This is a genomic window from Salmonella sp. SAL04196 (genome assembly GCF_046550835.1).
Taxonomy (GTDB): Bacteria; Pseudomonadota; Gammaproteobacteria; order Enterobacterales; family Enterobacteriaceae; genus Salmonella; species Salmonella enterica.
In genome coordinates, this window is record NZ_JBGDXE010000013.1 from 21,731 (window position 1) to 32,916 (window position 11,186).

Annotated in this window: 11 protein-coding genes; 8 read left to right on the forward strand and 3 right to left on the reverse strand. The window is 55.3% G+C overall.

Annotated features, from left to right (window positions below):
• Positions 1 to 64: 64 nt before the first annotated feature.
• The 6 genes from nudC to ACLJPE_RS22755 all read left to right on the forward strand — a co-directional run bounded on the left by nudC (position 65) and on the right by ACLJPE_RS22755 (position 4,419).
• Positions 65 to 838 carry an NAD(+) diphosphatase gene (gene nudC / locus ACLJPE_RS22730; RefSeq protein WP_000373956.1) on the forward strand — a complete coding sequence of 258 codons (774 nt, stop codon included), beginning with the start codon at positions 65 to 67 and terminating at the stop codon, positions 836 to 838.
• A gap of 40 nt (positions 839 to 878) precedes the next feature.
• Positions 879 to 1,943, forward strand: a complete 1,065-nt coding sequence (gene hemE / locus ACLJPE_RS22735) for a uroporphyrinogen decarboxylase (RefSeq protein WP_023233073.1) — start codon at positions 879 to 881, stop codon at positions 1,941 to 1,943.
• 9 nt (positions 1,944 to 1,952) lie between these two features.
• Complete coding sequence (gene nfi, locus ACLJPE_RS22740; RefSeq protein ID WP_000362362.1) at positions 1,953 to 2,624, forward strand: deoxyribonuclease V; 672 nt, start codon at positions 1,953 to 1,955, stop codon at positions 2,622 to 2,624.
• A gap of 41 nt (positions 2,625 to 2,665) precedes the next feature.
• Positions 2,666 to 3,256 carry a YjaG family protein gene (locus tag ACLJPE_RS22745; RefSeq protein ID WP_000940094.1) on the forward strand — a complete coding sequence of 197 codons (591 nt, stop codon included), beginning with the start codon at positions 2,666 to 2,668 and terminating at the stop codon, positions 3,254 to 3,256.
• Positions 3,257 to 3,442: 186 nt separating this feature from the next.
• The gene (hupA, locus tag ACLJPE_RS22750) at positions 3,443 to 3,715 is read left to right on the forward strand and encodes a nucleoid-associated protein HU-alpha (RefSeq protein ID WP_001044509.1); all 273 of its coding nucleotides are present in this window, start codon (positions 3,443 to 3,445) and stop codon (positions 3,713 to 3,715) included.
• Between the two features lie 11 nt (positions 3,716 to 3,726).
• Positions 3,727 to 4,419 (forward strand): DUF1481 domain-containing protein, encoded by a 693-nt coding sequence (locus ACLJPE_RS22755; protein WP_001083932.1) that lies wholly within the window; start codon positions 3,727 to 3,729, stop codon positions 4,417 to 4,419.
• Positions 4,420 to 4,460: 41 nt separating this feature from the next.
• On the opposite strand, the gene zraP is transcribed toward ACLJPE_RS22755, so the two are convergent.
• Complete coding sequence (gene zraP, locus ACLJPE_RS22760) at positions 4,461 to 4,916, reverse strand: zinc resistance sensor/chaperone ZraP (protein WP_000828129.1); 456 nt, start codon at positions 4,914 to 4,916, stop codon at positions 4,461 to 4,463.
• Between the two features lie 253 nt (positions 4,917 to 5,169).
• Between zraP and zraS the strand changes: the two genes are divergently transcribed.
• Entirely contained in the window at positions 5,170 to 6,567 is a 1,398-nt protein-coding gene (gene zraS, locus ACLJPE_RS22765; protein WP_001550243.1) for a two-component system sensor histidine kinase ZraS, read from the forward strand.
• Between the two features lie 5 nt (positions 6,568 to 6,572).
• Positions 6,573 to 7,898 carry a sigma-54-dependent response regulator transcription factor ZraR gene (gene zraR, locus ACLJPE_RS22770; RefSeq protein WP_000617940.1) on the forward strand — a complete coding sequence of 442 codons (1,326 nt, stop codon included), beginning with the start codon at positions 6,573 to 6,575 and terminating at the stop codon, positions 7,896 to 7,898.
• Here the strand turns inward: zraR and purD are convergent.
• Positions 7,895 to 9,184, reverse strand: a complete 1,290-nt coding sequence (purD, locus tag ACLJPE_RS22775) for a phosphoribosylamine--glycine ligase (RefSeq protein ID WP_000866780.1) — start codon at positions 9,182 to 9,184, stop codon at positions 7,895 to 7,897. The two genes, zraR and purD, sit on opposite strands and share 4 nt — an antisense overlap.
• Before the next feature lie 15 nt (positions 9,185 to 9,199).
• On the reverse strand, positions 9,200 to 10,789 hold the full coding sequence (gene purH / locus ACLJPE_RS22780) for a bifunctional phosphoribosylaminoimidazolecarboxamide formyltransferase/IMP cyclohydrolase (RefSeq protein ID WP_001187520.1): 1,590 nt from the start codon (positions 10,787 to 10,789) through the stop codon (positions 9,200 to 9,202).
• Between the last annotated feature and the right edge of the window lie 397 nt (positions 10,790 to 11,186).

An 11,186-nucleotide genomic window follows, 5' to 3' on the forward strand; every position in this document is an offset into this window, starting at 1 on the left:
GCTCGCCATGAATGTAAAAATAATGTTAACAACATGCCAGTGAAGCAAAGGTAGTGCAAGAGCTATGGATCGTATAATTGAAAAATTAGAGAGTGGCTGGTGGATCGTCAGCCATGAACAAAAATTATGGTTGCCGTATGGGGAATTACCACACGGGCTGGCAGCAAATTTCGATCTTGTGGGGCAGCGCGCACTCCGGATAGGTGAATGGCAAGGCGAGCCCGTCTGGCTGGTGTTACAGCATCGACGCCATGATATGGGATCGGTTCGCCAGGTTATCGATCAGGATGCAGGGCTGTTCCAACTGGCGGGACGTGGCGTACAGTTGGCGGAGTTTTACCGATCGCATAAATTTTGCGGCTATTGCGGGCACCCTATGCACCCGAGTAAAACCGAATGGGCGATGCTGTGCAGCCATTGCCGCGAGCGTTACTACCCGCAAATCGCCCCTTGCATTATCGTCGCGATCCGCCGTGAGGATTCGATCCTCCTTGCCCAGCATGTTCGCCACCGCAACGGCGTGCATACGGTACTGGCCGGGTTTGTTGAAGTCGGCGAAACCTTAGAACAGGCGGTCGCGCGAGAGGTAATGGAGGAGAGCGGCATTAAGGTGAAAAATCTGCGCTATGTGACTTCCCAGCCGTGGCCTTTCCCGCAGTCGCTGATGACCGCTTTCATGGCGGAGTACGACAGCGGCGATATCGTCATCGACCCGAAAGAGCTGTTGGAAGCAAATTGGTACCGTTATGACGATCTGCCGCTACTGCCGCCGCCGGGCACCGTCGCGCGCCGTTTGATCGAAGATACGGTGGCAATGTGTCGGGCTGAATATGATTGACATGTTACACTGGGCGCATCAACGCTAAAGGAATGTAAAAATGACCGAACTCAAAAACGATCGTTATCTACGTGCGCTGCTGCGCCAGCCCGTTGATGTTACGCCAGTGTGGATGATGCGCCAGGCGGGCCGTTATCTACCGGAGTACAAAGCCACTCGCGCTCAGGCGGGCGATTTTATGTCGCTGTGCAAAAATGCCGAACTGGCCTGCGAGGTCACTTTACAGCCGCTGCGCCGTTATCCGCTTGATGCGGCGATCCTTTTCTCGGATATCCTGACGATTCCGGACGCGATGGGCCTGGGGCTCTATTTTGAAGCCGGGGAAGGCCCGCGCTTTACGGCTCCTGTCACCTGCAAAGCCGATGTCGATAAGCTGCTCATTCCCGATCCGGAAGATGAACTGGGTTATGTGATGAATGCGGTGCGTACGATTCGCCGCGAACTAAAAGGCGAGGTTCCGCTGATTGGCTTTTCCGGCAGCCCGTGGACGCTGGCGACTTACATGGTGGAAGGCGGCAGTAGCAAAGCCTTCACGGTGATTAAAAAGATGATGTACGCTGACCCGCAGGCGTTGCATCTGCTGCTGGATAAGTTGGCGAAAAGCGTCACGCTGTACCTCAACGCGCAAATCAAAGCGGGCGCGCAGTCGGTGATGATTTTCGACACCTGGGGCGGCGTGCTGACTGGCCGCGATTACCAGCAGTTCTCCCTCTACTACATGCATAAAATCGTCGATGGCCTGCTGCGTGAAAACGACGGTCGCCGTGTGCCGGTAACGCTGTTCACTAAAGGTGGCGGTCAGTGGCTGGAGGCGATGGCGGAAACCGGCTGCGACGCGCTGGGTCTCGACTGGACGACAGATATCGCCGATGCGCGCCGTCGCGTTGGCCATAAAGTGGCGCTGCAGGGCAATATGGACCCCTCGATGCTGTATGCGCCGCCGGCACGGATCGAAGACGAGGTAGCGACTATACTTGCTGGTTTCGGTCAGGGAGAAGGGCACGTCTTTAATCTTGGACATGGCATCCATCAGGATGTGCCGCCAGAACATGCTGGCGCATTTGTGGAGGCAGTGCACCGACTTTCTGCGCAGTATCACAACTAAGGAGTTAGTATGGATCTCGCGTCGCTACGCGCTCAACAGATAGAACTTGCTTCATCGGTTTGCCGCGAAGATCGGTTGGACAAAGATCCGCCAGCGTTTATCGGCGGGGCGGACGTCGGTTTTGAGCAGGGGGGCGAGGTGACGCGGGCGGCGATGGTATTGCTGAAATATCCGTCGCTTGAACTGGTAGAGTACAAGGTGGCGCGTATTGCCACCACTATGCCGTATATCCCCGGCTTTCTCTCTTTTCGTGAATATCCTGCGCTGCTGGCGGCGTGGGAACAGCTCTCGCAAAAGCCCGATTTGCTGTTTGTGGACGGTCACGGTATTTCGCATCCGCGTCGGCTTGGCGTCGCCAGTCATTTTGGACTGTTGGTGGACGTGCCAACCATCGGTGTAGCGAAAAAACGGCTATGCGGTAAATTTGAACCACTTTCCACCGAACCTGGCGCACTTAGCCCCTTAATGGATAAAGGCGAGCAACTGGCGTGGGTATGGCGCAGCAAGGCGCGCTGTAATCCGCTGTTTATCGCGACGGGGCACCGGGTCAGTACTGACAGCGCGCTGGCGTGGGTACAGCGTTGTATGAAAGGGTATCGCCTGCCGGAGCCGACGCGCTGGGCGGATGCCGTCGCTTCCGGGCGTCCGGCGTTTATTCGTTGGCAAGAAATTCAGCGCTGATTCAGGTAAACTGCCGCTAATTTCCGATTCGAGATTCCATCATGTTACAAAACCCGATTCATTTGCGTCTGGAGCGGCTGGAAAGCTGGCAGCACGTTACCTTTATGGCCTGCTTGTGCGAGCGCATGTACCCGAACTACGCCATGTTTTGCAAGCAGACGGGATTCGGCGACGGACAGATCTACCGTCGCATTCTGGATCTGATCTGGGAAACCCTGACGGTGAAAGATGCAAAGGTCAATTTCGATAGCCAACTGGAGAAGTTTGAAGAGGCAATTCCGGCAGCCGACGACTATGATCTGTACGGCGTTTATCCGGCGATTGATGCCTGTGTCGCATTAAGCGAATTAATGCATTCTCGTCTTAGCGGCGAAACGCTGGAACACGCTATTGAGGTTAGTAAGACTTCTATTACTACGGTGGCGATGTTGGAAATGACTCAGGCTGGTCGGGAAATGACCGATGAGGAGCTCAAAACGAACCCTGCCGTTGAACAGGAATGGGATATTCAGTGGGAAATATTCCGACTTTTAGCCGACTGCGAAGAACGCGATATTGAACTGATAAAAGGGCTCAGGGCAGACCTGCGCGAGGCTGGTGAGAGCAATATCGGTATAAATTTTCAGCAATGACACCAGAAAACGTGATTTAACGTCTGATTTGTCGTGCCATAAGGCTTCCCTTATGCCCCCCGTCTGGTCTACATTTGGGAGGCGAAAAAAAGTGGCTATCGGTGCGTGTATGCAGGAGAGTGCTTTTCTGGCATTTCCGTCGCACTCGATGCTTAGCAAGCGATAAACACATTGTAAGGATAACTTATGAACAAGACTCAACTGATTGATGTAATTGCAGACAAAGCAGAACTGTCCAAAACCCAGGCTAAAGCTGCTCTGGAATCCACTCTGGCTGCTATTACTGAGTCTCTGAAAGAAGGCGATGCTGTACAACTGGTTGGTTTCGGTACCTTCAAAGTGAACCACCGTGCTGAGCGCACTGGCCGTAACCCACAGACCGGTAAAGAAATCAAAATCGCCGCCGCTAACGTACCGGCGTTTGTTTCTGGTAAAGCGCTGAAAGACGCAGTTAAGTAAGACGCGTAGCTGTGAACAGTTTTATCGAAGGGGCTCGTCAGCCCCTTTTGTCTGTCTGGCGTCGCGCGTTTCTGTTTTCTGGCGCGCTGTTGCTGACTGCCTGCAGTCATAACGCTTCACCGCCTCCGTTTACTGCCAGCGGCTTTGCCGGCGATCACGGCGCGGTGCGTATCTGGCGTAAAGATACGAACGATGAAGTCCATCTGCTTTCTGTTTTTAGCCCGTGGCATAGCGGCAGCACGACGACCAGCGAATATCGTTGGCAGGGTGATACGCTTTCGCTTATTGAACTCAATATTTACAGCAAACCGCCAGAACATATTCGCGCGCGTTTCGACGCTCATGGCGAACTCAGTTTTATGCAGCGTGAAGTTGGGGGGCAGAAGCAGCAGCTTTCCAACGATCAGATTGCCTTGTATCGCTATCGCGCCGAACAAATCCGTCAGACCAGCGACGCCTTGCGCCTGGGGCGGGTCATACTACGCCAGGGACGCTGGCACGCCGACCATACGGTAACCACCTGTGAAGGTGAAACGCTGAAACCGGATCTGGATTCCTGGGCAATAAGCCACATTGAGCGCCGCCAGAACCGCTCATCGGTAGAGGTGAGCGTAGCATGGCTGGAGGCGCCGGAAGGATCGCAACTTTTGCTGGTGGCGAATTCAGATTTCTGTCACTGGCAGCCGCAAGCGAAAACCTTTTGATGGAATACCGAATGGCGAAGCCGCCATTCGGCAAACATGCTTTACCAGTTTCCCATACCCATATGACCGCCGCCGCGATGATAACCGCCGCCATAGCCGCCGCAACCGCCATAGCCCATTCCTGCGCCGCGTGGTATGCCAGCCTGCGCCATCGCGACATCCCGTTTCACGCGTTGCTCATCTAACTTCTGGCCTAATGACTCCATCTCTTTGGCAACCGCATTAATTTTCGCAGTATCCGGCGAACTGGCGGTCAGTAGCGCGTTATATTCATAACGTTTGGATATCAGTTGCTGGCGCAGCGCGCTGGTCTGCGTATAGTAATCATCATAAATCTTCTGCGCCGTCGCCTGCTGTTCCGTGGTCAACGGGCTACCTCCCTGTTGCCACATACCGTCATTGTTGCCCCAGTGATGTCCGGCGAAGGCGGCGCCGGAGCTCAGGGCCAAAAGAGAGAGGGCGATTAGCGCGATAGCTGATTTATTGTTCCGTTTCATTTTGCGTTCTCCTGTTGCTCATCTTATCCTCTCTCTTGCATCTTCCGTGCCAGGTAACTATTCCTTGTCGGGCAGCGAGTTAACCCGCTTCAGGCGGCAAAAAGCGAGTAAAAATGACTCGCATGACCCGCCTGGCGAGTCATTTTTACCCACCCGTATCCGAAAGGGTGTGCGACAACGCGCGGTTATGCGGAGCGCAGAATGGCATGATCTCTGCTTAAGTAAGGAAAATAAAAACGAGCCGGGGAAGCCTGTGAGTTTTATACGATTACATAAAGATGCCGCTGCAACGTGGTTGAGTCGGCTGTTACCTGCGGCGATCTTCATTCTGGTGGGGCTATTTTCCATTATGGTCATTCGCGACTATGGCCGTGAGAGCGCTGCCGCCAGGCAGACGCTGCTGGAAAAGGGAAATGTACTCATTCGCGCTCTGGAGTCCGGCACGCGAGTAGGTATGGGAATGCGGATGCATCACGCGCAGCAGCAGACATTGCTGGAAGAGATGGCGGGTCAGCCAGGCGTGTTGTGGTTCGCCGTAACGGATGCGCAGGGGGTAATCATCACTCATAGCAACCCTGGCATGGTGGGCAAATCGCTCTATTCCCCATCTGAAATGCATCAACTAAACCCCGGGCCGCAGGAGCGTTGGCGGCGTGTCGACGTTGCTGCTAACGGCGAGACGGTGCCTGCGCTGGAAATTTACCGTCAGTTCCAGCCGCTTTTCGGTATGAGAGGTCACGGTATGAGGGGGCACGGCATGGCGCGTAGCGCCAATGATGACGAACCAGCGAAACAAACTATTTTTATTGCCTTTGACGCCAGCGAGCTGGCCGCGACACAGGCAAGGGAGTGGCGTAATACGCTGATTGTTTTGTCTGCGTTAGCGGCGGTGCTGTTGGCAACGTTACTGGCGTTTTTTTGGCATCAGCGTTATCAGCGCTCGCACAGAGAACTGCTTGATGCAATGAAGCGTAAAGAAAAGCTGGTGGCGATGGGGCATCTGGCGGCGGGCGTCGCGCACGAAATTCGTAACCCGCTCTCGTCCATCAAAGGGCTGGCGAAATACTTTGCCGAGCGCACGCCAGCCGGCGGCGAGTCGCATGAACTGGCGCAGGTGATGGCCAAAGAGGCCGACCGTTTGAACCGGGTGGTAAGCGAATTGCTCGAACTGGTAAAGCCCGCGCATCTGACGCTCCAGACGGTTAACCTCAATGATATTATTACTCACTCCCTGAATCTGGTCAGCCAGGATGCCCAAAGCAGAGAGATTCAGTTGAGATTCACGGCGAATGAGACGCTTAAGCGTATTCAGGCTGACCCGGACAGGCTGACTCAGGTGCTGTTGAATTTGTACCTGAACGCTATTCATGCGATTGGCCGCCAGGGAACGATTACCGTAGAGGCAAAAGACAGTGGGACCGACCGCGTTATCATCACTGTTACCGATAGCGGGAAAGGGATCGCCCCGGATCAGTTGGAGGCGATTTTTACACCTTATTTTACGACCAAAGCTGACGGGACAGGCCTGGGGCTGGCGGTGGTGCAAAATATCATCGAACAGCATGGCGGCGCGATTAAGGTGAAAAGTATTGAGGGTAAAGGCGCGGTCTTTACTATCTGGTTGCCAGTGATAGCGAGACAACAGGATTAACAAGGGTGATACGCGGAAAAATCGATATTCTGGTTGTGGATGATGATGTAAGCCACTGCACGATTTTACAGGCTCTGCTTCGGGGTTGGGGCTATAACGTCGCTCTGGCCTACAGTGGGCATGATGCGTTGGCTCAGGTGCGTGAGAAAGTCTTTGATCTGGTACTGTGCGATGTGCGTATGGCGGAGATGGACGGTATCGCCACGCTGAAGGAGATTAAAGCGCTCAACCCCGCCATTCCGATTTTGATTATGACGGCATTCTCCAGCGTGGAAACGGCGGTAGAGGCGTTGAAAGCCGGCGCGCTCGACTATTTAATTAAACCGCTGGATTTTGACCGTCTGCAGGAGACGCTGGAAAAGGCGTTGGCGCATACGCGGGAAACGGGCGCTGAATTGCCATCGGCGTCGGCTGCGCAGTTTGGCATGATTGGCAGCAGTCCGGCGATGCAACATTTACTGAATGAAATCGCGATGGTCGCACCATCAGACGCCACGGTATTGATTCACGGAGACTCCGGCACGGGTAAAGAGCTGGTGGCGCGGGCGCTACACGCCTGTAGCGCCAGGAGCGATAGACCGCTGGTCACGCTCAACTGCGCCGCGCTTAATGAATCGCTGCTGGAGTCTGAGCTGTTCGGACACGAAAAAGGCGCGTTTACCGGCGCGGATAAACGTCGGGAGGGACGCTTTGTCGAAGCTGACGGCGGGACATTGTTTCTTGATGAAATCGGCGATATCTCGCCGTTAATGCAGGTACGTTTGCTGCGGGCGATTCAGGAGCGCGAAGTGCAACGCGTGGGAAGTAACCAGACGATATCTGTGGATGTTCGGTTAATTGCCGCTACCCACCGCGATCTGGCGGAAGAGGTGAGTGCCGGTCGCTTTCGCCAGGATCTCTATTACCGCCTGAATGTGGTGGCGATTGAAATGCCTTCTTTGCGCCAGCGTCGGGAAGATATTCCGCTACTGGCAGACCATTTTCTGCGGCGTTTTGCCGAACGTAACCGCAAAGCGGTGAAGGGGTTTACGCCGCAGGCGATGGATCTGCTGATCCACTACGACTGGCCGGGCAATATCCGTGAGCTGGAAAACGCTATCGAGCGGGCGGTGGTGTTGCTAACGGGAGAATACATTTCTGAACGCGAATTGCCTCTCGCTATTGCCGCGACGCCGATAAAAACGGAATACAGTGGTGAGATCCAACCGTTGGTCGATGTGGAAAAAGAGATCATTCTGGCGGCGCTGGAAAAAACGGGCGGCAACAAAACGGAAGCCGCCCGCCAATTGGGCATTACGCGCAAAACGCTGCTGGCTAAACTCAGCCGTTAGTTTTGCTCACGCTCGATGGCGCGCCAGCCGATGTCGTTACGGCTGAAGCTGCCGTCCCAGCGGATGTCGGTCATCAGGGCGTAAGCGCGTTTCTGCGCCTCAGCCACGGTGTGACCCAGCGCGGTGGCGCACAGGACGCGTCCGCCGCTGGTCAACACGCGGTCGTCATCGGCGAGTTTGGTGCCCGCGTGGAAAACCTTACCGTCAGCCACTTCTTCCAGCGGCAGACCGTGGATCTCGTCGCCGGTGTTGTAGCTGCCCGGATAACCGCCCGCAGCGATCACCACGCCTAATGAAGCGCGCTCGTCCCACTCGGAAGTTTTCTCATCCAGCTTGCCGTCACAGGCGGCGAGGCAAAGATCCACCAGATCCGACTTCATGCGCAGCATGATCGGCTGGGTTTCCGGATCGCCGAAGCGGCAGTTGAACTCGATAACTTTCGGGTTGCCCTGCTTGTCGATCATCAGACCCGCATACAGGAAGCCGGTGTACGTGTTACCTTCCGCCGCCATGCCTTTCACGGTTGGCCAGATGATGCGTTCCATGGTGCGCTGATGCACTTCATCAGTTACCACCGGCGCCGGTGAGTAGGCCCCCATACCGCCGGTGTTCGGGCCGGTATCGCCGTTGCCTACGCGTTTGTGGTCCTGACTGGTAGCCATCGGCAGCACGTGTTCGCCGTCGACCATCACGATAAAGCTCGCTTCTTCGCCGTCGAGGAACTCTTCAATCACGATGCGGTGGCCTGCATCGCCAAAGGCGTTACCTGCCAGCATGTCCTGCACGGCGGCTTCGGCTTCTTCGAGCGTCATCGCCACGATAACGCCTTTACCCGCAGCCAGACCATCGGCCTTGATGACGATCGGCGCGCCTTTCTCGCGCAGATACGCCAGGGCAGGCTCAATTTCGGTGAAATTCTGGTATTCCGCCGTCGGGATCTGGTGACGGGCGAGGAAATCTTTGGTGAACGCTTTGGAGCCTTCCAGTTGGGCGGCCCCTTCGGTTGGGCCAAAGATCTTCAGACCCGCCGCGCGGAACGCATCGACCACGCCGATCACCAGCGGCGCTTCCGGGCCGACGATGGTCAGATCAATCTTCTCGTTCTGGGCAAAGCTCAACAGCGCCGGAATATCTGTGACGCCGATAGCCACGTTCTGCAACGCGGGCTCCAGCGCGGTACCGGCGTTACCCGGTGCGACAAAAACGGTATCAACCAGCGGCGACTGTGCGGCTTTCCAGGCCAGCGCGTGTTCGCGACCGCCGTTACCAATGACTAAAACTTTCATCGTCTGCTCCCTGAATTAATGGCGGAAGTGGCGCATGTCGGTGAAGATCATCGCAATACCGTGTTCATCGGCAGCGGCAATGACTTCATCATCACGGATAGAACCGCCTGGCTGGATAACGCAGCTCACGCCGACAGCGGCAGCGGCATCAATACCATCGCGGAACGGGAAGAACGCGTCGGAAGCCATGGCTGAGCCTTTCACTTCCAGACCTTCATCAGCGGCTTTAATCCCGGCGATTTTGGCGGAGTACACGCGGCTCATCTGGCCTGCGCCTATACCGATGGTCATGTTCTCTTTGGCATACACAATAGCGTTGGATTTCACGAACTTGGCTACCTTCCAGCAGAACAGCGCGTCACGCAGCTCCTGCTCGGTCGGCTGGCGTTTGGACACCACGCGCAGTTCAGCTTCACTCACCATACCCAGATCCCTGTCCTGAACCAGCAGGCCACCGTTAACGCGTTTGAAATCCAGGCCCGGAACGCGGCTTGCCCATTGGCCGCAGGTCAGAACACGGACGTTCTGCTTGGCAGCGGTGATTTTCAGCGCTTCTTCGCTTGCGGATGGGGCGATGATCACTTCGACAAACTGACGAGAAATGATGGCCTGTGCGGTTTCCGCATCCAGCTCACGGTTAAAGGCGATAATGCCGCCGAACGCGGAGGTCGGGTCGGTTTTATAGGCGCGATCGTAAGCGTCGAGAATAGAGGTACTTACCGCCACGCCGCACGGGTTAGCGTGCTTGACGATTACGCAGGCTGGCTCGTTGAACTCTTTCACACACTCCAGCGCCGCGTCGGTATCAGCGATGTTGTTATAAGAGAGCGCTTTGCCCTGCACCTGTTGTGCGGTGGCAACGGACGCTTCTTTCACATTCTCTTCTATATAGAAGGCAGCTTGCTGGTGGCTGTTCTCGCCGTAGCGCATATCCTGCTTCTTAATGAAGTTCAGGTTCAGCGTACGCGGGAAGCGACCGGCGGCTTCTTTGCTTTCACCGTGGTAGGCCGGAACCATGCTGCCGAAGTAGTTAGCGATCATGCTGTCGTAGGCGGCGGTGTGTTCGAAGGCTTTAATCGCGAGATCGAAACGGGTGTCGAGGGTCAAAGAACCTTCGTTAGCGTCCATCTCTTTAATAATGGCGTCGTAGTCGCTGCTCTTCACCACGATGGCCACGTCTTTATGGTTCTTCGCGGCGGAGCGCACCATGGTCGGGCCGCCGATATCGATGTTCTCTACTGCATCTTCCAGCGAGCAACCAACGCGTGCAACGGTTTCGGCGAACGGATACAGGTTAACGACAACCATATCGATAGGGGCGATGTGGTGCTGTTCCATAATGGCATCGTCCTGGCCGCGACGGCCGAGGATGCCGCCGTGTACTTTTGGATGCAGGGTCTTTACGCGTCCATCCATCATTTCCGGGAAACCGGTGTAATCGGAAACTTCGGTCACCGGCAGGCCTTTTTCTGCTAACAGGCGGGCGGTGCCCCCCGTAGACAGCAGTTCCACACCGCGTGCGGAAAGAGCCTGGGCGAATTCGATGATACCGGCCTTGTCAGAAACACTGAGCAGAGCGCGGCGGACTGGACGACGTTGTTGCATGGTAAATCCCCTGGATTTGACGATTACAGAGAGCGTTAGCTGAATTTTTGCGTAAAAACTCAGCTAACGCCCCTTATGGGGCATTCTCATTTTGCGGCGACATTGTAACGAAAACGTTTGCGCAACGCTCGCGAATTTTTCTTTTTAAATTCTGGCCCGGCTTTTATCCCTGAAAGATCGTTTGCAGAGTGAGAAGATCCAGGAAATGAACGCGCATTTTGTGGATAAGTCTGTGCGTAAATGGGTATAACCAGGGGTTTTGCTGGGGAATGCAGCAAACAGTCATTTTTCTGCAATTTTTCTATTGCGGTCAGCAGAGAACTCCCTATAATGCGCCTCCATCGACACGGCGGATGTGAATCACTTCACACAAACAGCCGGTCGGTTGAAGAGAAAA

Bases quoted from the DNA above. Each gene is read 5' to 3' on its own strand.
- purD (WP_000866780.1), bottom strand. From the start codon at position 9,184: ATGAAAGTTTTAGTCATTGGTAACGGCGGTCGCGAACACGCGCTGGCC.
- ACLJPE_RS22745 (WP_000940094.1), top strand. From the start codon at position 2,666: ATGTTACAAAACCCGATTCATTTGCGTCTGGAGCGGCTGGAAAGCTGG.
- hemE (WP_023233073.1), top strand. From the start codon at position 879: ATGACCGAACTCAAAAACGATCGTTATCTACGTGCGCTGCTGCGCCAG.
- nfi (WP_000362362.1), top strand. From the start codon at position 1,953: ATGGATCTCGCGTCGCTACGCGCTCAACAGATAGAACTTGCTTCATCG.
- hupA (WP_001044509.1), top strand. From the start codon at position 3,443: ATGAACAAGACTCAACTGATTGATGTAATTGCAGACAAAGCAGAACTG.
- nudC (WP_000373956.1), top strand. From the start codon at position 65: ATGGATCGTATAATTGAAAAATTAGAGAGTGGCTGGTGGATCGTCAGC.
- zraP (WP_000828129.1), bottom strand. From the start codon at position 4,916: ATGAAACGGAACAATAAATCAGCTATCGCGCTAATCGCCCTCTCTCTT.
- purH (WP_001187520.1), bottom strand. From the start codon at position 10,789: ATGCAACAACGTCGTCCAGTCCGCCGCGCTCTGCTCAGTGTTTCTGAC.